At 53.9% G+C, this 22,772-nt stretch carries 19 protein-coding genes and 1 other annotated feature; of the genes, 12 read left to right on the top strand and 7 right to left on the bottom strand.

The annotated features are described in order from the left end of the window. The first annotated feature begins 122 nt into the window (after positions 1–122). Both acrR and mscK read left to right on the top strand, forming a co-directional pair. A complete protein-coding gene (gene acrR / locus HU143_RS16665) occupies positions 123–776 on the top strand; it encodes a multidrug efflux transporter transcriptional repressor AcrR (protein ID WP_023227340.1) in 654 nt (217 codons plus the stop codon). A gap of 118 nt (positions 777–894) precedes the next feature. Continuing rightward, positions 895–4,257: a mechanosensitive channel MscK gene (gene mscK / locus HU143_RS16660; RefSeq protein ID WP_023227341.1), complete on the top strand. Its 3,363-nt coding sequence runs from the start codon at positions 895–897 to the stop codon at positions 4,255–4,257. Between the two features lie 41 nt (positions 4,258–4,298). On the opposite strand, the gene HU143_RS16655 is transcribed toward mscK, so the two are convergent. The 3 genes from HU143_RS16655 to priC form a co-directional block, all read right to left on the bottom strand. Beyond that, a complete protein-coding gene (locus HU143_RS16655; RefSeq protein ID WP_000440518.1) occupies positions 4,299–5,222 on the bottom strand; it encodes an Rpn family recombination-promoting nuclease/putative transposase in 924 nt (307 codons plus the stop codon). Positions 5,223–5,291: 69 nt separating this feature from the next. Further along, positions 5,292–5,459, bottom strand: coding sequence for a pleiotropic regulatory protein RsmS (gene rsmS / locus HU143_RS16650; protein WP_000051161.1), 168 nt, complete (start codon positions 5,457–5,459; stop codon positions 5,292–5,294). A gap of 13 nt (positions 5,460–5,472) precedes the next feature. Continuing rightward, a complete protein-coding gene (gene priC, locus HU143_RS16645) occupies positions 5,473–6,000 on the bottom strand; it encodes a primosomal replication protein N'' (RefSeq protein ID WP_023227342.1) in 528 nt (175 codons plus the stop codon). Positions 6,001–6,068: 68 nt separating this feature from the next. Here priC and HU143_RS16640 point away from each other — a divergent pair, with 68 nt between their 5' ends. The 8 genes from HU143_RS16640 to hemH all read left to right on the top strand — a co-directional run bounded on the left by HU143_RS16640 (position 6,069) and on the right by hemH (position 14,699). Then, positions 6,069–6,446 (top strand): DUF454 family protein, encoded by a 378-nt coding sequence (locus HU143_RS16640; protein WP_001189860.1) that lies wholly within the window; start codon positions 6,069–6,071, stop codon positions 6,444–6,446. Between the two features lie 152 nt (positions 6,447–6,598). Further along, positions 6,599–7,150, top strand: coding sequence for an adenine phosphoribosyltransferase (gene apt, locus HU143_RS16635; RefSeq protein WP_000127350.1), 552 nt, complete (start codon positions 6,599–6,601; stop codon positions 7,148–7,150). Positions 7,151–7,263: 113 nt separating this feature from the next. After that, positions 7,264–9,192 carry a DNA polymerase III subunit gamma/tau gene (gene dnaX, locus HU143_RS16630; RefSeq protein WP_000121955.1) on the top strand — a complete coding sequence of 643 codons (1,929 nt, stop codon included), beginning with the start codon at positions 7,264–7,266 and terminating at the stop codon, positions 9,190–9,192. Next, positions 8,525–8,589, top strand: a sequence feature (DnaX frameshifting element). (Overlaps the previous gene by 65 nt.) Positions 9,193–9,237: 45 nt before the next feature. After that, entirely contained in the window at positions 9,238–9,567 is a 330-nt protein-coding gene (locus HU143_RS16625; RefSeq protein WP_000467098.1) for a YbaB/EbfC family nucleoid-associated protein, read from the top strand. Beyond that, the gene (gene recR, locus HU143_RS16620) at positions 9,567–10,172 is read left to right on the top strand and encodes a recombination mediator RecR (protein ID WP_001195023.1); all 606 of its coding nucleotides are present in this window, start codon (positions 9,567–9,569) and stop codon (positions 10,170–10,172) included. Before HU143_RS16625 ends, recR begins: the two co-directional genes overlap by 1 nt. 110 nt (positions 10,173–10,282) lie before the next feature. Continuing rightward, entirely contained in the window at positions 10,283–12,157 is a 1,875-nt protein-coding gene (gene htpG, locus HU143_RS16615; protein ID WP_023227343.1) for a molecular chaperone HtpG, read from the top strand. Positions 12,158–12,862: 705 nt separating this feature from the next. Further along, positions 12,863–13,507 (top strand): adenylate kinase, encoded by a 645-nt coding sequence (adk, locus tag HU143_RS16610; protein WP_001220237.1) that lies wholly within the window; start codon positions 12,863–12,865, stop codon positions 13,505–13,507. 229 nt (positions 13,508–13,736) lie between these two features. After that, positions 13,737–14,699: a ferrochelatase gene (gene hemH / locus HU143_RS16605; RefSeq protein ID WP_023227345.1), complete on the top strand. Its 963-nt coding sequence runs from the start codon at positions 13,737–13,739 to the stop codon at positions 14,697–14,699. Here hemH and aes read toward each other — a convergent pair. Continuing rightward, positions 14,696–15,667, bottom strand: a complete 972-nt coding sequence (gene aes, locus HU143_RS16600) for an acetyl esterase (protein ID WP_001748996.1) — start codon at positions 15,665–15,667, stop codon at positions 14,696–14,698. The genes hemH and aes overlap by 4 nt on opposite strands. A gap of 152 nt (positions 15,668–15,819) precedes the next feature. Here aes and gsk point away from each other — a divergent pair, with 152 nt between their 5' ends. Next, a complete protein-coding gene (gene gsk / locus HU143_RS16595; RefSeq protein WP_023227346.1) occupies positions 15,820–17,124 on the top strand; it encodes an inosine/guanosine kinase in 1,305 nt (434 codons plus the stop codon). A gap of 48 nt (positions 17,125–17,172) precedes the next feature. On the opposite strand, the gene ybaL is transcribed toward gsk, so the two are convergent. Both ybaL and HU143_RS16585 read right to left on the bottom strand, forming a co-directional pair. Continuing rightward, complete coding sequence (gene ybaL, locus HU143_RS16590; RefSeq protein WP_000546202.1) at positions 17,173–18,849, bottom strand: YbaL family putative K(+) efflux transporter; 1,677 nt, start codon at positions 18,847–18,849, stop codon at positions 17,173–17,175. A gap of 214 nt (positions 18,850–19,063) precedes the next feature. Further along, positions 19,064–20,284 (bottom strand): MFS transporter, encoded by a 1,221-nt coding sequence (locus tag HU143_RS16585; RefSeq protein ID WP_001251593.1) that lies wholly within the window; start codon positions 20,282–20,284, stop codon positions 19,064–19,066. Positions 20,285–20,455: 171 nt separating this feature from the next. Here HU143_RS16585 and ushA point away from each other — a divergent pair, with 171 nt between their 5' ends. Next, the gene (ushA, locus tag HU143_RS16580; protein ID WP_000670399.1) at positions 20,456–22,108 is read left to right on the top strand and encodes a bifunctional UDP-sugar hydrolase/5'-nucleotidase UshA; all 1,653 of its coding nucleotides are present in this window, start codon (positions 20,456–20,458) and stop codon (positions 22,106–22,108) included. Positions 22,109–22,224: 116 nt separating this feature from the next. Here ushA and ybaK read toward each other — a convergent pair whose 3' ends face one another. Continuing rightward, positions 22,225–22,704 carry a Cys-tRNA(Pro)/Cys-tRNA(Cys) deacylase YbaK gene (ybaK, locus tag HU143_RS16575; protein WP_000186618.1) on the bottom strand — a complete coding sequence of 160 codons (480 nt, stop codon included), beginning with the start codon at positions 22,702–22,704 and terminating at the stop codon, positions 22,225–22,227. Between the last annotated feature and the right edge of the window lie 68 nt (positions 22,705–22,772).

Here is a 22,772-nt window from a genome sequence, read left to right as displayed (position 1 = left end):
GATTTCAAATTGGTCAATGGTCAAAGGTCCTTAAACCCATTGCTGCGTTTATATTATCGTCGTGCTATGGTACATACATCCATAAATGTATGTAAATCTAACGCCTGTAAATTCACCGACATATGGCACGAAAAACCAAACAACAAGCGCTGGAGACACGACAACACATCCTGGATGTGGCCCTGCGTTTGTTCTCGCAGCAAGGCGTATCAGCAACCTCGCTGGCGGAGATTGCGAACGCTGCTGGCGTGACGCGCGGCGCAATCTATTGGCATTTCAAAAATAAGTCGGATTTATTCAGTGAGATCTGGGAGCTATCAGAATCCAATATTGGTGAGCTTGAGATTGAGTATCAGGCAAAATTCCCCGACGATCCACTATCTGTATTAAGAGAAATTTTAGTTCATATTCTTGAAGCTACTGTAACAGAAGAACGACGCCGCTTATTGATGGAGATTATATTCCATAAATGTGAGTTTGTCGGAGAAATGGTTGTGGTTCAACAGGCGCAACGTAGCCTTTGTCTGGAAAGTTACGATCGGATTGAACAAACGTTAAAACATTGTATTAATGCTAAAATGCTGCCTGAAAATCTGCTGACTCGTCGTGCGGCGATACTGATGCGCAGCTTTATTTCAGGGCTCATGGAAAACTGGTTATTTGCTCCGCAATCGTTTGATTTAAAAAAAGAAGCTCGCGCCTACGTCACGATCCTGCTGGAGATGTATCAATTGTGTCCGACGCTGCGCGCGTCGACGGCCAACGGCTCCCCCTGATAATATTCCAGGAAAACTCCTGGACATTTTCTGTGTCGCTATTCTGTTTGTTACAGGCGTGATATTCTTGCGACTCAATTATTTCCGGTCTGCTTGCCGGTTCAGACACTTCATTCTCATGACTATGTTGCAGCTTTATAAACGTTCACAGCATTTTGTTTTTATTACAATTAGCGTCCTTATTATCCTGCTGTCCTGTCAGTCTCTGGCGTTTGCCCGGGGGCAAACGAATGGCGACCTGCCGTCAAAAGCGGATGTGCAAAACCAGCTGGATACGCTGAATAAGCAAAAAGATCTCTCCGCCCAGGATAAGCTCGTCCAGCAAGACCTTATTGATACGTTAGCTACGCTGGAGAAAATCGAGCGGGTGAAAGAGGAGACCGTACAGCTACGGCAGAAGGTGGCGCAGGCGCCTGAAAAAATGCGTCAGGCGACGGCAGCGTTGAATGCGCTGAGCGATGTCGATAATGATGATGAAATGCGAAAAACGCTGAGTGCGCTTTCGCTACGTCAGCTTGAGCTGCGCGTGGCGCAGGTACTGGATGATTTGCAAAATTCGCAAAACGATCTTGCCGCTTATAACAGCCAGCTTGTTTCGCTACAGACCCAGCCTGAGCGCGTGCAAAACGCCATGTATACCGCCTCACAGCAAATACAGCAAATCCGTAACCGTCTGGACGGCAATAACGTCGGCGAAGCCGCGCTTCGCCCCAGCCAACAGGTGTTATTACAGGCACAACAGGCGCTGCTTAATGCGCAGATCGACCAGCAACGTAAGAGTCTTGAAGGGAATACCGTTTTGCAGGACACCCTGCAAAAACAGCGGGATTACGTGACGGCCAACAGTAATCGCCTTGAACATCAGCTTCAACTTTTACAGGAGGCGGTCAACAGTAAACGACTTACGCTAACGGAAAAAACGGCCCAGGAGGCCATTTCGCCGGACGAAACGGCGCGTATCCAGGCAAACCCGCTGGTAAAACAGGAACTGGATATTAACCATCAACTCAGCCAGCGTCTGATTGTCGCGACCGAAAACGGCAATATGTTGATGCAGCAAAACATTAAAGTAAAAAACTGGCTCGATCGCGCGCTGCAGTCGGAAAGAAATATCAAAGAACAGATTGCCGTCTTAAAAGGCAGCCTGTTGCTGTCGCGTATTCTTTATCAACAGCAGCAAACCCTGCCCTCCGCCGACGAACTCGAAGATATGACCAACCGCATTGCGGATTTGCGTCTGGAACAGTTTGAAATCAACCAGCAGCGTGATGCCTTATTCCAAAGCGATGCCTTTGTCGACAAGCTGGAGGAGGGGCATACCAGCGAGGTGAATGATGAAGTTCATGATGCGTTGCTTCAGGTGGTGGAGATGCGCCGTGAGCTATTGGATCAGCTAAATAAACAGTTGGGTAACCAGCTGATGATGGCGATTAACCTGCAAGTTAACCAGCAGCAGTTGATGAGCGTCTCGAAAAATCTGAAAGCCATTCTGACGCAGCAGATTTTTTGGGTGAACAGTAACCGCCCTATGGACTGGGACTGGCTTAAAGCGTTCCCCCAAACGTTAAAAGAGCAATTCAGCGCCATGAAAATCACGGTGAACTGGCAAAAAGCCTGGCCCGCGGTATTTATTGCTTTTTTGGCCGGGTTGCCGCTCTTGCTCATCGCCGGTTTAATCCGCTGGCGTCTGAAATGGTTAAAAGCGTATCAACAGAAGCTGGCCGCCGCCGTGGGATCGTTGCGTAACGATAGTCAGCTCAATACGCCAAAAGCTATTCTGATCGATCTGATCCGTGCGCTGCCGGTGTGCCTGATTATCCTCGCGATTGGATTGATCTTGCTGACCATGCAGCTAAATATCAGCGATCTGCTCTGGGCCTTTAGTAAAAAGCTCGCAATGTTCTGGCTGGTCTTTGGGCTGTGCTGGAAGGTGCTGGAAAAAGAGGGCGTGGCAATACGCCATTTCGGTATGCCAGCGCAGTTGACCAGCCACTGGCGTCGCCAGATTGTACGCATTAGCCTCGCATTGCTGCCGCTGCACTTTTGGTCTGTGGTGGCGGAGTTGTCGCCGCTGAATCTGATGGATGACGTGCTGGGGCAGGCGGTTATTTTCCTCAATCTGCTGGTCATAACATTGCTGGTGTGGCCACTGTGCCGGGAAAGCTGGCGCGATAAAGAATCTCACGGCATTCGACTGGTGACCGTGACGATTCTTTCCATCATTCCGGTGGCGTTAATGGTATTAACGGCGACCGGCTATTTCTATACCACGCTGCGCCTGGCGGGGCGCTGGATTGAAACCGTCTATCTGGTCATTATCTGGAACCTGCTTTATCAAACGGTGCTGCGCGGGTTAAGCGTAGCGGCGCGCCGGATTGCCTGGCGACGCGCGCTGGCTCGTCGTCAGAACCTGGTAAAAGAGGGAGCGGAAGGCGCGGAGCCACAGGAAGAACCCACCATCGCGTTGGAGCAAATTAACCAGCAAACATTACGTATCACGATGCTGCTAATGCTTGCCCTGTTTGGCGTTATGTTCTGGGCGATTTGGTCCGATTTGATCACCGTATTCAGCTATCTTGATAGCATCACGCTGTGGCACTACAACGGCTCCGAAGCTGGCGCTGCGGTGGTGAAAAGCGTGACGATGGGCAGCTTGCTATTCGCCATTATTGCCGCGATGGTGGCCTGGGCACTCATCCGCAACTTACCCGGCCTGTTGGAAGTGCTGGTGCTTTCACGTCTGAATATGCGCCAGGGGGCTTCGTATGCGATCACCACGATCCTTAACTACGTCATTATCGCTGTTGGCGCGATGACAGTATTCGGATCGCTCGGCGTCTCGTGGGATAAACTCCAGTGGCTGGCGGCGGCGTTGTCGGTAGGTCTCGGTTTTGGGCTACAGGAGATCTTCGGTAACTTTGTCTCGGGTTTAATCATCCTCTTCGAACGTCCGGTACGCATTGGCGATACGGTAACGATCGGCACCTACTCCGGCACGGTCAGTAAGATTCGTATTCGCGCCACCACTATTACCGATTTTGATCGTAAAGAAGTGATCATTCCGAACAAAGCGTTCGTAACGGAGCGGCTGATTAACTGGTCCCTCTCCGATACCACGACACGTCTGGTGATCCGGCTTGGCGTGGCCTATGGCTCGGATCTGGAGAAAGTGAAAAGAGTCCTGCTACAGGCGGCGATGGAGCATCCGAAGGTGATGCACGATCCGGAACCTGCCGTATTCTTCACCACCTTTGGCGCCAGCACTCTGGATCATGAACTGCGTCTGTATGTGCGTGAATTGCGCGATCGTAGCCATACGGTGGATGAACTGAACCGCGCGATCGATCGACTGTGCCGTGAAAATGATATCAATATCGCCTTTAACCAGCTTGAGGTGCATCTGCATAACGCGAAGGGCGATGAAGTCACTGAAGTGAAGCGCGATCTCAACGGCGGCGATCTGGCGCCTACGGCAAGCTAAAAGGCGGTGGGCTGCGCGCTTTATGAGTGCGCGCGGCGCCGCTAATGCGAAAGCGTAGAAAGCTCTTCCGGCGTAATGCCGGTGACGCTGGCGATGAGCCCGGGTTCCAGCCCGTTGGCAAGCATTTTGCGGGCAATAGCGCGCGCTTCGGCCTCACGGCCTTGTGCTAACCCTTGCTCAAGGCCTTTTTGCAACCCTTCCGTTCGGCCTTTTTCTTCCAGCCATTCCGCTATTGTCATCAGTTGTTCCTTATACTGCGGCGCGCCCTGCGCCAGTTGACGAATTAGCGCCCCGGGTTCTGCGGCGTTTCCTGCTTTCAACATATAGTTGATCAGCACACTGAGCTGCGTGTCCGTCAAATGATCCTGCGTTAAAAGCGTGATAAGGGGGTCGAGCAGTTCGCTTAAATCGCGTTGACGAATATGTTTTTGCAGGAGCTCTAACATCGCTATCCGCCGATGCTGCAAAAGCTGATTATCCGGCATTATCGTCAGGTCGACCAGCGCAAAATCGCGGCTGTATAAGGCCTTCGCCATATCCGGTTTCACAAACATATTATGCCAGTTAAGGCTATAGGGCCACGGGCTTTCCGGACCGTGATAAAAGAGGATTGGCACCACCAGCGGCAAGGTATCATGGCCGGCATCCAGATGACGCTGCATGGCGGCAATGGCGTAACGCATCAGGCGAAAAGCCATCAGCCGGTCTGATTTGCTCTGATGTTCAATGAGCGCGTAAACATACCCGGGGCCGTGTTGGGTATGCAGAGAGTAGAGAATATCTGAATAGCGGCTGCGTAAATTGTCTTCAACAAAACTCCCTGACTCCAGCTTCAGTGAATCCAGATCGCAGATTGCAAGAAAGTCTTCTGGCAAGTGGATAGCCAGAAAGTCGCGGGCGACCTCTTTTTGCATCAGCATCTGTCGGAATACCGCATCGTGCGGCGTGGTGGGTAGACGTTCCATGCCCCGTCCTTTGTTGCCTGACTGTAGCGACCACTTTGTCAGCGACAACGAGGACAAACCAGAGGGCAATTACTCTGTTTGCGAGTCGTCTTCCGTACTTTTTAACTTGTTTTCATAATCACGCATAACTATTTCCAGCGCGCGTAGCACCGTTCGTGCCGGTAAGCGATTCTCTTCAAGCAGAACAATTAAATCCACGGCCAGTTTGACTTCATCAGGGGCATTTTCAAGCGACATACTTTCTCCAGGGTTAACGGGTTAAACGCGCCAGGACGTTTTCTATTTTCTCCAGCGCATGTCGGCAACGCGCCAGCCGTCCTTCATAGATCTCGACTTCCTTTTGCAGCGTTTGTTGCTCGACAAGGCCGGTCGCCTGCGCCAGACGAATTTTGCGCTCCTGTGTCATCGCCAGTAGTCGACGTTCAAACTCCTGATGCTGTATTCGTCTGCGCTGCCAACGGCCAAGCCCTGGCGCGGCGGTGTCCCACTGGCGCAGCGACCAGGCGGCGGTTTCACGCGATATTGCCTCCAGTTGCGAAGCCAGATGTTCCGCCAGCCAGGCGACTTGCGGCAGTTGCTCATGTTTTACCGCCTGACGCAACGCGGCGAGATTGGCGTCAGCCTCTTCCAGATATCCCTGCAACAGAGTACTGCGGGTACGGAAAAGGTGTCGGTCAAAGCGCGCGCTTAACGTCGCATGTTGCGCCAGCGGCGCGCAGCGTTGGCGTAGCGTCGTCAGCCTCTCTTCCAGCGTCTGTAACAGCATAGCGGTTTTCAATTCAACACCCCGATGAAAATAAGACAGGCTGTGCTACAGTAGCCTTCTGTTTGATAACGATTCGCATTATGCAACGTACTATTTTAATCATCATTGGCTGGCTGGCGGTAGTATTAGGGACATTGGGTGTGGTTTTGCCCCTGTTGCCGACTACGCCGTTCATTTTACTGGCGGCCTGGTGTTTCGCCCGCTCGTCGCCGCGTTTCCATGCCTGGTTGTTATACCGCTCATGGTTTGGCGGTTATCTGCGCCACTGGCAGCGCTATCGGGCCATGCCGCCGGGAGCGAAACCGCGAGCGATCGCGTTGATATTGCTGACCTTTGGTATCTCGCTGTGGCTGGTGAATATGATGTGGGTGCGGGTGCTGCTGTTGGTTATTTTGGCCTGTCTGCTGATTTTTATGTGGCGGATACCGGTGATTGATGAAAAGCAACAAAAGCGCTGAAGCACACGAATCGCTGTTGCAATTGTCGTTCACAGCCAGTAAATTCGACCGTTTTCGAGCACAGGCGCAGGCGGTCAAAGAGTAACCGAGCGTTACCCCTGACTGAAAAGTATTGCGCCGTGAGTAACACCGTACTTAGCAGGCATATATCCATGACCGCGACTGCACAGCAGCTTGAGTTTCTCAAAAACAGCATCAAAAGCATTCAGGATTACCCGAAACCGGGCATTCTTTTCCGTGATGTCACCAGCTTACTGGAAGACCCGAAAGCCTACGCGCTCAGTATTGAACTGTTGGTTGAGCGTTATAAAAATGCGGGTATCACCAAAGTGGTCGGCACCGAAGCGCGTGGCTTCCTGTTTGGCGCGCCGGTTGCGCTTGGGCTGGGCGTTGGTTTTGTTCCGGTACGTAAACCGCGCAAATTACCGCGTGAAACTATTGCCGAGACCTATGAATTAGAGTACGGCACCGATCAGCTGGAAATCCATGTCGACGCGATTAAACCTGGCGACAACGTGCTGGTCGTGGACGATCTGCTGGCGACTGGCGGCACCATTGAGGCGACCGTGAAGCTGATCCGTCGTCTGGGCGGGAAAGTCACCGATGCGGCGTTCATCATCAATTTGTTCGATCTGGGCGGCGAGCAGCGTCTGGAAAAGCAAGGAATTACCTGTTATAGCCTGGTGCCGTTTCCGGGGCATTGATTCAGGCTATTCGCACTGCTATTTTAGCCAGAGAGACAACCTCGCTGTATCGGCGAGGTTGTGTTAGCATTACCCTTCTATGAATCCACCTTCCAGCGTTTCAGAGCCTGCCAATGAGTTATCAGGTCTTAGCCAGAAAATGGCGCCCACAAACCTTTGCTGACGTCGTCGGCCAGGAACATGTGCTGACCGCACTGGCGAACGGCTTGTCGTTAGGGCGCATTCATCACGCATATCTTTTTTCCGGCACGCGCGGCGTCGGTAAAACTTCTATCGCCCGACTGCTGGCGAAGGGGCTGAACTGCGAAACCGGTATTACCGCGACGCCGTGCGGCGTTTGCGATAACTGTCGGGAAATTGAGCAAGGGCGTTTTGTCGATCTCATTGAGATTGACGCCGCATCGCGTACCAAAGTCGAAGACACCCGCGACCTGCTGGATAACGTCCAGTACGCGCCTGCGCGCGGTCGCTTTAAAGTCTATCTGATCGATGAAGTCCACATGCTGTCGCGCCACAGCTTTAATGCGCTACTTAAAACGCTTGAAGAACCGCCAGCGCATGTGAAATTTTTACTGGCGACCACCGATCCGCAGAAGCTGCCGGTGACCATTTTGTCGCGCTGCCTACAGTTTCATCTCAAAGCGCTGGATGTTGAACAGATTCGCCATCAGCTTGAGCATATTCTCAATGAGGAACATATCGCTCACGAACCCCGCGCGTTGCAGTTGTTATCGCGTGCGGCTGACGGCAGCCTGCGCGATGCATTAAGTCTGACTGACCAGGCGATCGCCAGCGGCGACGGGCAGGTTTCGACGCAGGCGGTAAGCGCCATGCTCGGTACGCTGGACGACGACCAGGCTTTGTCATTAGTCGAGGCGGTGGTTGACGCTAACGGCGAACGCGTCATGTTGCTTATCAACGAGGCGGCGGCGCGCGGTATTGAATGGGAAGCGCTGCTGGTCGAAATGCTTAGCCTGCTGCACCGTATTGCGATGGTGCAACTTTCGCCTGCCGCGTTAGGCAGCGATATGGCGGCTATCGAGCAACGGATGCGCGAACTTGCCCGGACGGTGCCTCCCGGCGATCTTCAGCTCTATTATCAGACGTTGTTGATTGGTCGCAAAGAATTGCCCTGGGCGCCGGACCGGCGGATGGGCGTTGAAATGACGTTACTGCGTGCGCTGGCGTTTCACCCGCGTATGCCCTTGCCGGAGCCTGAAACGCCGCGGCAGTCTTTTGCGCCCGTGGCCCCAACGGCGGTAATGACGCCGCCGCAGGTGCAGCAGCCGTCGGCGCCCGCGCCGCAGACATCGCCAGCGCCGCTGCCGGCGTCTACCAGTCAGGTGCTGGCGGCGCGCAATCAGCTACAGCGCGCGCAGGGAGTAACCAAAACAAAAAAGAGTGAACCGGCAGCCGCATCCCGCGCGCGGCCGGTGAATAACTCTGCGCTGGAGCGGCTGGCCTCGGTTTCGGAGCGCGTACAGGCGCGTCCGGCGCCGTCTGCGCTGGAAACGGCGCCAGTAAAGAAAGAGGCTTATCGCTGGAAGGCCACCACGCCGGTAGTGCAAACCAAAGAAGTGGTGGCTACGCCAAAAGCGCTTAAGAAAGCTCTGGAGCATGAAAAAACGCCGGAGCTGGCGGCTAAACTGGCGGCGGAAGCGATTGAGCGCGATCCGTGGGCGGCGCAGGTAAGCCAGCTTTCTTTGCCTAAGCTGGTGGAGCAGGTGGCGCTCAATGCCTGGAAGGAGCAGAACGGCAACGCGGTTTGTCTGCATCTGCGCTCGACGCAGCGGCACCTCAATTCCAGCGGCGCGCAGCAAAAGCTGGCGCAAGCGCTCAGCGATCTGACGGGAACGACGGTTGAACTGACCATCGTTGAAGATGATAATCCCGCGGTGCGTACGCCGCTGGAATGGCGTCAGGCCATTTATGAAGAGAAACTCGCGCAAGCGCGTGAGTCAATTATTGCGGATAATAACATTCAGACGCTGCGTCGATTCTTCGACGCCGAGCTGGATGAAGAGAGTATCCGCCCCATTTGATCGTAAGCCTGGCTTGCGATTGTGAACCATCAAGAGAGAGAGCTTATGTTTGGAAAAGGCGGTCTGGGCAATCTGATGAAGCAGGCCCAGCAGATGCAGGAAAAAATGCAGAAAATGCAGGAAGAGATTGCGCAGCTGGAAGTGACCGGCGAATCCGGCGCGGGTCTGGTGAAGGTTACCATCAACGGTGCGCATAACTGCCGCCGCGTGGAAATTGACCCAAGCCTGCTGGAAGATGACAAAGAGATGCTGGAAGATCTGGTCGCTGCGGCCTTCAACGATGCGGCGCGCCGCATTGAAGAGACGCAAAAAGAGAAGATGGCCTCCGTCTCTTCCGGTATGCAACTGCCGCCAGGCTTTAAGATGCCATTCTGATGCAAACCAGTCCGCTGTTAACTCAGCTTATGGAAGCGTTGCGCTGCCTTCCGGGCGTTGGCCCTAAGTCGGCGCAGCGGATGGCGTTTACCCTGTTGCAGCGCGATCGCAGCGGCGGAATGCGCCTGGCGCAGGCGCTGACCCGGGCGATGTCGGAAATCGGCCACTGCGCCGACTGCCGCACCTTTACCGAGCAGGATGTTTGTAATATCTGTTCGAACCCGCGGCGTCAGGAAAACGGCCAGATTTGCGTGGTGGAGAGTCCTGCGGATATCTACGCCATTGAGCAGACCGGGCAATTTTCCGGGCGGTACTTCGTGCTGATGGGCCACCTGTCGCCGCTGGACGGCATCGGGCCGGATGATATCGGTCTCGATCGTCTGGAACAGCGGCTGGCGTCAGAAAAAATTAGTGAGCTGATCCTCGCGACCAACCCGACGGTTGAAGGGGAGGCTACCGCGAACTATATTGCCGAGCTGTGCGCGGAGGCCGGCGTCGAAGCCAGTCGTATCGCCCACGGCGTGCCGGTTGGCGGCGAACTGGAGATGGTCGACGGTACGACGCTGTCCCACTCGCTGGCGGGACGCCATAAGATTATTTTCTGAACAAACGGAGGCGGCATTCGCGGCCTCCGCTTGAAATCACACCCGCTTGTCCCCATCTCACCCTCAACGTATTTTTACCATTAAAAATGGCATTGTTGAGGTCTATCCACATGAAAGGACAAGAAACGCGTGGTTTTCAGTCAGAAGTTAAACAGCTTCTGCACCTGATGATCCATTCTCTTTATTCCAATAAAGAAATCTTCCTGCGTGAACTCATCTCTAACGCCTCAGATGCGGCGGACAAGCTGCGCTTCCGCGCTCTGTCAAACCCGGACCTGTATGAAGGAGATGGCGAGCTGCGTGTGCGCGTCTCTTTCGATAAAGATAAGCGTACGTTGACCATTGCCGATAACGGCGTGGGGATGAATCGTGATGAGGTGATTGACCACTTAGGCACCATTGCCAAGTCTGGCACCAAATCTTTCCTCGAATCAATGGGGTCCGATCAGGCGAAAGATAGCCAGCTCATCGGTCAGTTTGGCGTAGGCTTCTACTCCGCGTTTATTGTGGCCGATAAAGTGACCGTACGTACCCGTGCGGCAGGCGACAAGCCGGAAAATGGCGTGTTCTGGGAATCGGCAGGCGAAGGCGAATATACCGTTGCCGATATCACCAAAAATGACCGTGGTACGGAAATCACCTTACACCTGCGTGAAGGCGAAGATGAATTCCTCGATGACTGGCGCGTACGCTCGATTATCAGTAAATATTCCGATCACATCGCATTGCCGGTAGAGATTGAAAAACGGGAAGAAAAAGACGGCGAAACCGTGATTTCCTGGGAGAAAATCAACAAGGCTCAGGCGTTGTGGACCCGCAACAAGTCGGAAATTAAAGACGACGAGTACAACGAGTTTTACAAGCACATCGCGCATGATTTCACCGATCCGCTGACCTGGAGCCACAACCGCGTGGAAGGTAAGCAGGAGTACACCAGCCTGCTGTATATCCCGTCGCAGGCGCCGTGGGATCTGTGGAACCGCGATCACAAACATGGTCTGAAGCTGTACGTACAGCGCGTGTTCATTATGGACGATGCCGAGCAGTTCATGCCGAACTATCTGCGTTTCGTGCGCGGCCTGATTGATTCTAATGACCTGCCGTTGAACGTCTCCCGTGAAATCCTGCAGGACAGCACGGTAACGCGTAATCTGCGTAGCGCCCTGACCAAACGCGTCCTGCAAATGCTGGAAAAACTGGCGAAAGACGACGCGGAAAAATACCAAACCTTCTGGAGACAGTTCGGTCTGGTGCTGAAAGAAGGCCCGGCGGAAGATCACGCCAACCAGGAAGCGATCGCTAAACTGTTGCGCTTTGCCTCCACCCATACCGACTCTTCCGCCCAGACCGTGTCGCTGGAAGATTACGTCTCCCGGATGAAAGAAGGGCAGGAAAAAATCTACTACATCACCGCAGACAGCTATGCGGCGGCGAAAAACAGCCCGCACCTGGAACTGCTGCGTAAGAAAGGCATCGAAGTGCTGCTGCTCTCCGATCGCATCGACGAGTGGATGATGAACTACCTGACCGAGTTTGACGGTAAAGCATTCCAGTCGGTCGCTAAAGCCGATGAGTCCATCGAAAAACTGGCGGATGAAGTCGACGAAAACGCGAAAGAAGCGGAAAAGGCGCTTGAGCCGTTCGTGGAGCGTGTCAAAACTCTGCTGGGCGATCGCGTGAAAGAGGTGCGTCTGACGCATCGTTTAACCGACACGCCGGCGATTGTCACCACCGATGCGGATGAAATGAGCACCCAGATGGCGAAACTATTCGCCGCGGCCGGTCAGTCCGTGCCGGAAGTGAAATACATCTTTGAGCTCAATCCGGATCATGTGCTGGTTAAACGCACTGCCGATACCGAGGATGAAGCGCAGTTTAAAGAGTGGGTCGAGCTGCTGCTGGATCAGGCGCTGTTCGCTGAACGCGGTACGCTGGAAGATCCGAACCAGTTTATCCGCCGTATGAACCAGTTGCTGGTGTCCTGATAACGCTCATCTGATTGCCGGATAGCGACGCGAAGCATCTTATCCGGCCTACGGACGGGTACTGTTTTGTGACTGCCGGATGGCGACGCGAAGCGTCTTATCCGGCCTACGGACGGGTACTGTTTTGTGACTGCCGGATGGCGACGCGAAGCGTCTTATCCGGCCTACGGACGGGTACTGTTTTGTGACTGCCGGATGGCGACGCGAAGCGTCTTATCCGGCCTACGGACGGGTACTGTTTTGTGACTGCCGGATGGCGACGTGAAACGTCTTATCCGGCCTACGGACGGGTACTGTTTTGTGACTGCCGGATGGCGACGCGAAGCGTCTTATCCGGCCTACGGACGGGTACTGTTTTGTGACTGCCGGATGGCGACGTGAAACGTCTTATCCGGCCTACGGACGGGTACTGTTTTGTGACTGCCGGATGGCGACGTGAAACGTCTTATCCGGCCTACGGACGAGTACTGTTTTGTGACTGCCGGATGGCGACGCGAAGCATCTTATCCGGCCTACGGGCGAGTACTGTTTGTAGGCCGGATAAGCGCCAGCGCCATCCGGCATTTTTTATAATACCTTCTCTTTTCTCGATTTCTCTTCGTTAACCGTTTCAGCATCAGGCGGCTTCCTTGAGCGAAATGCGTGATGGTGGTATCGTTTAGCGCTTTTTAAAAAATATCGACAACCTTTGAGGGGATTTTCGTAATGCGTATTATTCTGCTTGGCGCTCCGGGCGCGGGTAAAGGAACTCAGGCTCAGTTCATCATGGAGAAATATGGTATTCCGCAAATCTCCACTGGCGATATGCTGCGCGCCGCAGTGAAATCAGGCTCCGAGTTGGGCAAACAGGCGAAAGATATCATGGACGCCGGTAAACTGGTGACCGATGAACTGGTGATTGCGCTGGTTAAAGAGCGTATCGCCCAGGAAGACTGCCGTAACGGTTTTCTGCTGGACGGTTTCCCGCGCACGATCCCGCAGGCTGACGCAATGAAAGAAGCGGGTATTGTGGTGGATTACGTGCTGGAATTCGACGTACCGGACGAACTGATCGTTGACCGTATTGTGGGTCGTCGCGTACACGCCGCCTCTGGCCGCGTTTACCACGTTAAGTTTAATCCGCCGAAAGTGGAAGGCAAAGATGACGTCACCGGCGAAGATCTGACGACCCGTAAAGACGATCAGGAAGAGACCGTTCGCAAACGTCTGGTGGAATATCATCAGATGACCGCGCCGCTGATTGGCTACTACCAGAAAGAAGCGGAAGCGGGCAACACCAAATACGCTAAAGTTGACGGTACGCAGGCCGTTGCCGACGTGCGCGCAGCGCTGGAAAAAATCCTCGGTTAATTTTTTTCGCGTAGTGAACCGCTTATCAGGCCTGCCATTATCCCGCAAGCCTGATAAGCGTAGCGCCATCAGGCAATCGGTGCTGGATGGCGGCCTGAACGCCTTATCCGGCCTGCTGGTATCGTTAGCGCCATTCGGCGAATTCTCGTCTTACCTCTCGCAGCAATTAGTTCTTCTTTATCACTTTTCCGCTACAATTATCAACAATTTGAATAGATAAGAGGCGGCAATGCGTCAGACGAAAACCGGTATCCTGCTGGCTAACCTTGGCACGCCAGATGCCCCAACTCCTGAAGCGGTAAAGCGCTACCTGAAACAATTTTTAAGCGACAGACGCGTGGTGGATACTCCTCGTCTGCTGTGGTGGCCGCTGCTGCGTGGCGTTATTTTACCGCTGCGTTCGCCGCGCGTCGCGAAACTCTATCAATCTATCTGGATGGATGGCGGTTCGCCGCTCATGGTATATAGCCGCGAACAGCAACAGGCGCTGGCCGCGCGGTTGCCAGACACGCCCGTCGCGCTGGGGATGAGCTACGGCTTGCCCTCGCTGGAAAGCGCTGTCGATGAACTGTTAGCAAGCGACGTCGACCATATCGTCGTGCTGCCGTTGTACCCGCAATACTCTTGCTCAACGGTGGGCGCAGTCTGGGACGAACTGGGGCGGATACTGGCGCGTAAACGTCGTATTCCCGGTATCTCATTTATTCGCGATTACGCGGATGACGGCGCTTATATCGATGCGCTGGCGAAAAGCGCGCGTGAGTCGTTCGCCAGGCACGGCGAGCCCGATGTGCTTCTGCTCTCCTATCACGGCATTCCACAACGTTATGCGGATGAAGGCGATGACTATCCGCAGCGCTGCCGCGATACCACGCGCGAACTGGTTTCCGCATTGGGACTGCCGCCGGAAAAGGTAATGATGACGTTCCAGTCGCGCTTTGGCCGTGAACCGTGGCTGACGCCGTACACCGATGAAACGCTAAAAATGTTGGGTGAAAAGGGGACTGGCCATATTCAGGTCATGTGTCCGGGATTTGCCGCGGATTGTCTGGAGACGCTGGAAGAGATAGCGGAACAGAACCGCGAGATTTTCCTTGAAGCGGGCGGTAAAAAATATGCGTACATTCCGGCGCTGAACGCGACGCCGGAACATATTGATATGATGCTGAAACTCACGGCGCCGTACCGTTAACGCGGCGTCTTCATCCTCGCCATAAAGAATCGCGCGCCGTCCTGCAAGGCATCGTCGGCGATTGTCATCATTCGCGAATAGTGCAGAAAGGCGTGCAGCGTGCCGGGATACATTTTGTATTCGCAGGGCTGCTGGTGCGCCTGTAATGTCTGGTGCAGCAAGCGGCTGTCATCAATGAGCGGATCAAACTCCGCGCTGGCAATAAAGCAGGGCGGCACATCGCGCGTGAGATCGTTATTAAACAGACAATACCAGGGCGATTCCCGATCTTCATCGTTACGCAGATAGGCCTTTTCGTACATGTCCAGATCTTCACGCGTCAGGCCGTCCCATGCGCCGCCGAACAGACGGCGGCTTACCGAATCTTGCAACCCATACAGCCCATACCACAACAGAATCGCGATAACGTTACCGCAGCGAATGTGCTTATCACGTAACCAGAGCGCGCTGGCAAGCGCCAGCATGGCGCCTGCGGAATCCCCGGCGAAACCGATTTTCTCCACGTTGAGCGAGTATTCATCGGCATGTTGAGAGAAGTAGCTGCATACCGCGACGGTTTCTTCAATGGCCTGTGGATAACGCGCTTGCGGCGACAGCGAATAATCAATGCCGATCACGGTGCAGCCGGTATAACGCGCCAGCAGACGCATTATCCGGTCATGCGTATCCAGGTTACCGAGGATAAATCCGCCGCCGTGCAGATAGTATAAAGTGGCCTGACTGGTCGGCTGCGGCGAGTAGAGCCGGGTTGTTACATCGCCATAAGGCGTAGGGACGACGCAGGTGCGGGTGGTCATGGACGGCGCGTCGGCATTCCAGAAACGGCGCTCAAGAAGATAATACTGACGCTGGGTCTCAATATCGCCATCGGCAGGCCAGGGGGGAAGGCCTGGTTGCTGGAAGTTTACGACGGCTTTCATTTCGTCAGACAGTCGGGTGAGTACGGGAATTTTATTTTCCGGCTTCATAAAACGCTCCTTGTGAAAGTGAACCATTGTAAAAAACGCGGCTGGAGAAACTGCGATCTCGTCGTCCGATATTGAAACGCCATCGTCCGTCGCGCGCAGCAGGGGGAATGTGCTACCATGCAGCGCTCCGTTATTCATCCGTAAGCACAATCATGAAATTTCCCGGTAAACGTAAATCCAAACACTATTTTCCCGTCAATGCGCGCGACCCGTTGTTGCAACAAATTCAGCCAGAACAGGAAACCAACGCCTCCTGGGTCGTCGGTATCGACCAGACGTTGGTGGATATTGAGGCGAAAGTGGATGACGATTTTATTACACGCTATGGATTAAGCGCCGGGCATTCTCTGGTGATAGAAGACGAGGTGGCGGAGAAGCTGTATCAGGAACTGACGCGGGAAAATCTGATCACCCATCAGTTTGCTGGCGGCACCATAGGCAATACGATGCACAATTACTCGGTACTGGCGGATGACCGTTCGGTGTTACTGGGCGTGATGTGCAGCAACATTGAGATTGGCAGCTACGCTTATCGCTACCTGTGTAATACTTCCAGCCGTACCGACCTGAATTATCTGCAAGCGGTAGATGGCCCGATTGGCCGCTGTTTCACGCTGATTGGCGAATCCGGCGAGCGTACCTTCGCTATCAGCCCCGGCCATATGAATCAGCTACGGGCGGAAAGTATTCCGGAAGCGGTGATCGCTGGCGCCTCCGCGCTGGTGTTGACCTCATATCTGGTGCGCTGTAAGCCTGGCGAACCGATGCCTGACGCGACGATGAAAGCGATCGAATACGCGAAAAAGCATAACGTGCCGGTTGTCATGACGCTGGGCACCAAATTTGTGATCGCCGATAATCCGCAGTGGTGGCAGGCGTTTCTCAAAGAGAATGTCTCGATTCTGGCAATGAACGAAGAAGAAGCGGAAGCGCTGACCGGCGAAAACGACCCGCTGCTGGCGGCGGATAAGGCGCTGGACTGGGTCGACCTGGTGTTATGCACCGCCGGACCGATAGGGTTATATATGGCAGGCTTCATCGAAGAGGAAGCAAAACGTAAAACCCAGCATCCGCTGCTGCCGGGGGCTATTGCTGAATTTAACCAGTATGAATTTAGCCGGGCAATGCGCCATAAAGATTGTATTAATCCGCTACGCGTTTATTCGCATATTGCGCCGTATATGGGCGGGCCGGAAAAAATCATGAACACCAACGGCGCGGGCGATGGCGCGCTGGCGGCGCTGCTGCACGATATTACGGCGAACAGTTACCATCGTAGCAACGTACCGAACTCCAGTAAGCACAAATTCACCTGGCTGACCTATTCGTCGCTGGCGCAGGTGTGTAAATATGCTAACCGTGTCAGTTATCAGGTACTGAACCAGCATTCTCCGCGTCTGACACGCGGGCTGCCGGAGCGTGAGGACAGCCTGGAAGAGTCGTACTGGGATCGCTAATCTGGCTTGCCCGATGGCGCTGCGCGCATCGGGCCGTCCGGCAAACCCTTAACTGGCGACGACTTCACCCGCGGGCGGCGTTTCAAGCAGTTCCAGCATCGCCCGGGCAATTTCTCGCTCGCCCATCACTACCTGATTGGCTCCCCGCTCGGTAATATATTTCACTTCATCATCATAGTGCGCGCGGGCGATTATCTCGATATCAGGACTTTTTTCCCGCGCTGAGGCGACAATCTCACCGGCTTCGTAACCGTTGGGGATGGTCAATAACAGCCAGCGAGCGCAGTCCAGATGCGCCAGATTCATGATTTCTTCGTTAGCGGCGTTGCCCAGCACGGCGCGAATCCCGCGTTCGCGCAGTTCATCCACGCGGGTACGGGACGTTTCGATAACCACCAGCGGAATCCCCGCCGCCAGTAATTTTTCTCCCAGCAGACTGCCTACGCGGCCAAAACCCACCAGCAGGGCATGATTACAGATATCCACCGGAATTTGCTTCTCTTCTTCGATAGCCTCTTCCAGAGTTTGCTCTTCCAGCGTTTCGGTTTTCGCCAGATACTTCTCCAGCAGGGTAAACAGTACGGGATTAAGCATAATCGACAAAATAGCGCCTGCCAGCACCAGGTTCTGTCCCGCTTGCGGCAGCAGGTTGAGCGCCATGCCGAGTCCGGCAAGAATAAAGGCGAACTCGCCGATTTGCGCCAGGCTGGCGGCAATGGTCAGCGCGGTTCGCGGCGAGTGGCCGAACATACGCACCAGGAAAAACGCAGCGATCGATTTACCAAAGACGATAATGGCAAGCGTCGCCAACACCGCCAGCGGCTGTTGAATCAAGACTAACGGATCGAACAACATGCCGACGGAAACAAAAAACAGGACGGCAAAGGCGTCGCGCAGCGGCAACGTATCGTGCGCCGCCCGGTGACTCAGTTCCGACTCATTAAGCACCATTCCAGCGAAGAACGCGCCCAGCGCAAAAGAGACGTCAAACAGTTCTACTGCGCCAAACGCAATGCCTAACGCCAGCGCCAGTACGGAAAGGGTAAATAATTCGCGCGAGCCGGTGGCGGCGCTGCGGGCCATAATCCACGGCACCAGGCGGCGTCCGACCAGCATCATGATGGCGATAAACGCCACCACTTTACCAATGGTTATCCCCATATCGACTGCCAGCGAGGCTATGCCGACATCGCCTTTTTCCACCATGCCGGCAACGGCGGGCAGCAAGACCAGCGTCAGCACCATCACCAGATCTTCGACAATCAGCCAGCCGATGGCGATTTGCCCGCGCTGGCTATCAAGGAGTTGTCGCTCCTCAAGCGCGCGCAGCAGGACGACGGTACTGGCGGTAGACAGACAGAGCCCAAAAACGATGCCGGTCATTAATGACCATCCCAGCACGGCGGAAAGCGCCATACCCAGCAGCGTCGCCACCGCTATCTGAGCGACAGCGCCGGGAATGGCGATAGACTTTACCGCCATCAAATCCTTCAGCGAAAAATGCAGCCCGACGCCGAACATCAATAGAATCACGCCGAGCTCCGCCAGCTCCGGCGCCAGTTTGGTATCCGCAACAAAACCCGGGGTAAAAGGTCCCGCCAGAACGCCCGCTAACAGATATCCCACCAGTGGAGAAATACGCAATTTGTTGGCAATCATGCCGAGAATAAAAGCGAGCACAAGGCCGCCGACAATGGTGGTGATAAGCGGGGTAGCGTGATGCATTCCGTCTCCTTTGGTTGCTGGACTCCAAAACTCCGGGTAATAGTTTATGACAATTTCAATCAGGATGTTTATAAAAAATGGTTGTGTTTTATAAAAAAATACAATCTGACGGTAAAAAGAGCACGGAACGGAAAAGTGATAAGTATGGGATGGGCAAAGCATGATGGCATCGGGATGTACAGGCGGTTAAAGCGTACCTTTAACCGCCATAAAATCACGCTTTATGTCGATTATCAGGTAAGAATATGGTCAGTATCCCCAGAAGCGGCAGGAAAGCACAGATTTTATAAACTAAATAGATACTGGTATGGTCGGCAATCAGCCCCAGCACCGCTGCGCCCAGGCCTCCCATCCCGAAGGCAAACCCGAAAAACAGGCCGGAAACCATACCGATGCGTCCTGGCAGCAGCTCCTGGGCATACACCAGAATGGCGGAAAACGCCGACGCGAGAATAAAGCCGATAATCACCGTTAAAATCCCCGTCCAGTACAGCGTGGCGTAGGGTAAAACAAGGGTAAACGGCGCGACGCCGAGAATAGAGCCCCAAATCACATATTTCCTGCCGATTTTATCGCCCACCGGCCCGCCGATTACCGTCCCGGCAGCCACCGCAAACAGGAAGGCAAACAGATGGAGCTGCGCGTTTTGTATTGATAATCCGAATTTTTGCATCAGATAAAAGGTGTAATAGCTACTGATGCTCGCCATATAGAAATATTTCGAGAAAATGAGTAGCAATAATACGCTGACCGCCAGCACGACTTTATTGCGCGGCAGCGGGTTAGCGATTATCGCTTTTGGCTTGCCTTTCGCTATCCGGTGCTGGGCTGCATACCAGCGGCTGATCTGCGCCAGCACCACGATCGCCAGCAGCGCGGCCAGCACAAACCAGGCGACATTCCCTTTGCCATAGGGCGCGATAATCACGGCGGCCAGCAGCGGGCCCAATGAACTGCCGAAGTTACCGCCGACCTGGAAGATAGACTGCGCCAGACCATGACGTCCGCCGGAGGCCATGCGCGCCACGCGGGACGATTCCGGGTGAAAAACGGACGAGCCGGTACCCACCAGCGCCGCAGCGAGCAATACGCCGCCAAAACTTCCCGCCATTGCCAGCAGTACCAGCCCGCTCAGGGTAAAACACATGCCGACAGGCAGCGACCACGGCATGGGATATTTATCCGTCCAGTAGCCGACGACCGGTTGCAGCAGCGATGAGGCGAGCTGGAACGTCAGGGTGATCAAACCTATCTGGACGAAAGTCAGCGAAAACTCTGCCTGCAACAGGGGATAAATGGCTAAGATTAGCGACTGGATCATATCGTTCAGCAGATGGGAAAGACTGATCGCGCCCAAAATACCAAACGAAGTACGTGCTTTAGCGGCCGCTGCGGGCGCGCCGGCTAACGGCTGGGTTGGTTCACTCATGGCCATAGAAAGTCACTTAATTTTATGCGATGTTGGAGATAGTAGGATGTGTAATTATTACTTGCCTAACATACCTGTGAAATGTGTTTGAAGGAAGTCTCAATTCTGAAAACATATTTGTCTATTATTGCAAGGAAAGGTAATTTCTGCGGTTGATATTGAGTCAGGGAGAGAAAGATGAAATTTTTGAAACGGGGTGTGGCGCTGGCGTTACTGGCGGCGTTCGCGCTGACGACTCAGCCTGCACAGGCTTACGAAAAAGATAAAACCTATAAAATTACTATCCTGCATACCAACGATCACCACGGTCACTTCTGGCGCAGCGAATATGGCGAATATGGTCTGGCGGCGCAAAAAACGCTGGTGGACAGTATCCGTAAAGAGGTGGCGCAAGAGGGGGGAAGCGTCCTGTTGTTATCCGGCGGCGACATTAATACCGGGGTGCCGGAATCCGATCTCCAGGATGCGGAGCCCGATTTCCGCGGGATGAATCTGATTGGCTACGACGCTATGGCCGTCGGTAATCATGAATTTGATAATCCGCTCACCGTATTGCGCCAGCAGGAAAAGTGGGCGAAGTTTCCCTTTCTTTCCGCCAATATTTATCAAAAAAGTACCGGCGAGCGTCTGTTTAAGCCGTGGGCTATTTTTACACGCCAGGATATAAAAATCGCGGTAATCGGCTTAACCACCGATGACACGGCGAAAATAGGCAACCCGGAATATTTCACCGATATTGAGTTTCGTAAACCTGCTGAAGAAGCAAAGGTGGTGATTCAGGAACTTAATATGAATGAAAAACCGGACGTGATTATCGCGACCACGCATATGGGACATTATGACAATGGCGATCACGGTTCGAACGCGCCGGGCGACGTTGAGATGGCGCGTAGCCTGCCAGCCGGTTCGTTGGCGATGATTGTGGGCGGTCACTCACAAGACCCGGTATGCATGGCGTCGGAAAATAAAAAACAGGTGAATTACGTACCGGGAACGCCCTGCGCGCCGGATAAGCAAAATGGCATCTGGATCGTGCAGGCGCATGAGTGGGGTAAATATGTGGGCCGTGCGGATTTCGAATTCCGTAACGGCGAGATGAAAATGGTTAACTACCAGCTTATTCCGGTAAATCTAAAGAAAAAAGTGACCTGGGATAACGGGAAAAGCGAGCGTGTACTTTACACGCCGGAAATCGCAGAAAATCCGCAAATGCTCTCGTTATTAACGCCGTTCCAGAATAAAGGTAAAGCGCAACTGGAGGTGAAAATTGGTAGCGTGAATGGCCTTCTTGAAGGCGATCGCAGTAAGGTCAGATTTGTCCAGACCAATATGGGACGGGTGATTCTGGCTGCGCAGATCGCGCGCACCGGCGCCGATTTTGGCGTGATGAGCGGCGGCGGTATTCGCGACTCGATTGAGGCGGGAGATATTACCTATAAAAGCGTGCTCAAGGTACAGCCGTTCGGCAACATTGTGGTGTATGCCGATATGAGCGGCAAAGAGGTGGTTGATTATCTCACCGCCGTAGCGCAGATGAAACCGGACTCCGGCGCCTATCCACAGTTCGCCAATGTGAGCTTTGTCGCCAAAGAGGGCAAGCTCACCGATCTGAAAATCAAAGGCGAGCCTGTTGATCCGGCCAAAACCTACCGCATGGCGACGCTGAGTTTCAACGCCACGGGCGGCGATGGTTATCCGCGCATCGATAACAAACCGGGATACGTGAATACCGGGTTTATTGACGCGGAAGTGCTGAAAGAGTTTATTCAGCAAAATTCACCGCTGGATGCGGCGGCGTTTACGCCAAATGGCGAGGTGAGCTGGCTGTAGCGGTACGGATAGCCATCACTGCCTGATGGCGCGCAGCCTTAAGGCCTACGGATTATGTCTGCTGTAGGCCGGATAAGGCGTTTGCGCCGCTATCCGGCAATGTATTTTACGCAGGCTTAATCCCGACGCGCGATATCAGCGAATTTAGCACCCAGGATGGCGGCCAAATCGTCAGCCGCCAGTTCAATATCCAGCCCGCGTTTACCACCGGAAACATAAATAGTGGCAAACGTGCGGGCTGGCGCGTCAATCAGCGTAGGCAGCCGTTTCTTCTGTCCCAGCGGACTGATCCCGCCGACCAGATATCCCGTGGTGCGTTGCGCCACCATCGGGTCGGCCATATCGACCTTTTTCGCGCCCAGAGCTTTGGCAACTTTTTTCAAATCCAGCTGACCGGCTACAGGCGTTACGGCGACGGCCAGTTGCTTCATATCGCCATTCACGGCAACCAAAAGCGTTTTATACACCTGATCGGCGTTTAGCCCGAGCTTACGCACCACTTCATCGCCAAAGTTAGTTTCATTCGGATCGTGATCGTAGGTGTGAATGTTAAACGGAATCTTGTTTTTTTCGAGTAACTTAACTGCGGGTGTCATAACGTTCCTTCTTACTACAGACGTGATTTGCCATCAGCATACGCCCGAAAGCGGACTAAAAAATAGTA

Origin of the sequence: Salmonella sp. SJTUF14076 (assembly GCF_015534835.1) — a bacterium.
GTDB lineage: Bacteria > Pseudomonadota > Gammaproteobacteria > Enterobacterales > Enterobacteriaceae > Salmonella > Salmonella enterica.
The sequence above is the reverse complement of the archived record's forward strand: the minus strand, read 5'-3'. Positions and strand labels throughout refer to the sequence as shown.

Excerpts from the sequence above, each read along its gene's own strand:
- apt (WP_000127350.1), top strand. The coding sequence starts at position 6,599 with ATGACCGCGACTGCACAGCAGCTTGAGTTTCTCAAAAACAGCATCAAA.
- ybaK (WP_000186618.1), bottom strand. The coding sequence starts at position 22,704 with ATGACACCCGCAGTTAAGTTACTCGAAAAAAACAAGATTCCGTTTAAC.
- rsmS (WP_000051161.1), bottom strand. The coding sequence starts at position 5,459 with ATGTCGCTTGAAAATGCCCCTGATGAAGTCAAACTGGCCGTGGATTTA.
- hemH (WP_023227345.1), top strand. The coding sequence starts at position 13,737 with ATGCGTCAGACGAAAACCGGTATCCTGCTGGCTAACCTTGGCACGCCA.
- HU143_RS16655 (WP_000440518.1), bottom strand. The coding sequence starts at position 5,222 with ATGGAACGTCTACCCACCACGCCGCACGATGCGGTATTCCGACAGATG.
- HU143_RS16585 (WP_001251593.1), bottom strand. The coding sequence starts at position 20,284 with ATGGCCATGAGTGAACCAACCCAGCCGTTAGCCGGCGCGCCCGCAGCG.
- ybaL (WP_000546202.1), bottom strand. The coding sequence starts at position 18,849 with ATGCATCACGCTACCCCGCTTATCACCACCATTGTCGGCGGCCTTGTG.
- dnaX (WP_000121955.1), top strand. The coding sequence starts at position 7,264 with ATGAGTTATCAGGTCTTAGCCAGAAAATGGCGCCCACAAACCTTTGCT.
- gsk (WP_023227346.1), top strand. The coding sequence starts at position 15,820 with ATGAAATTTCCCGGTAAACGTAAATCCAAACACTATTTTCCCGTCAAT.
- mscK (WP_023227341.1), top strand. The coding sequence starts at position 895 with ATGACTATGTTGCAGCTTTATAAACGTTCACAGCATTTTGTTTTTATT.
- HU143_RS16625 (WP_000467098.1), top strand. The coding sequence starts at position 9,238 with ATGTTTGGAAAAGGCGGTCTGGGCAATCTGATGAAGCAGGCCCAGCAG.
- HU143_RS16640 (WP_001189860.1), top strand. The coding sequence starts at position 6,069 with ATGCAACGTACTATTTTAATCATCATTGGCTGGCTGGCGGTAGTATTA.
- adk (WP_001220237.1), top strand. The coding sequence starts at position 12,863 with ATGCGTATTATTCTGCTTGGCGCTCCGGGCGCGGGTAAAGGAACTCAG.
- htpG (WP_023227343.1), top strand. The coding sequence starts at position 10,283 with ATGAAAGGACAAGAAACGCGTGGTTTTCAGTCAGAAGTTAAACAGCTT.
- acrR (WP_023227340.1), top strand. The coding sequence starts at position 123 with ATGGCACGAAAAACCAAACAACAAGCGCTGGAGACACGACAACACATC.
- ushA (WP_000670399.1), top strand. The coding sequence starts at position 20,456 with ATGAAATTTTTGAAACGGGGTGTGGCGCTGGCGTTACTGGCGGCGTTC.
- aes (WP_001748996.1), bottom strand. The coding sequence starts at position 15,667 with ATGAAGCCGGAAAATAAAATTCCCGTACTCACCCGACTGTCTGACGAA.
- recR (WP_001195023.1), top strand. The coding sequence starts at position 9,567 with ATGCAAACCAGTCCGCTGTTAACTCAGCTTATGGAAGCGTTGCGCTGC.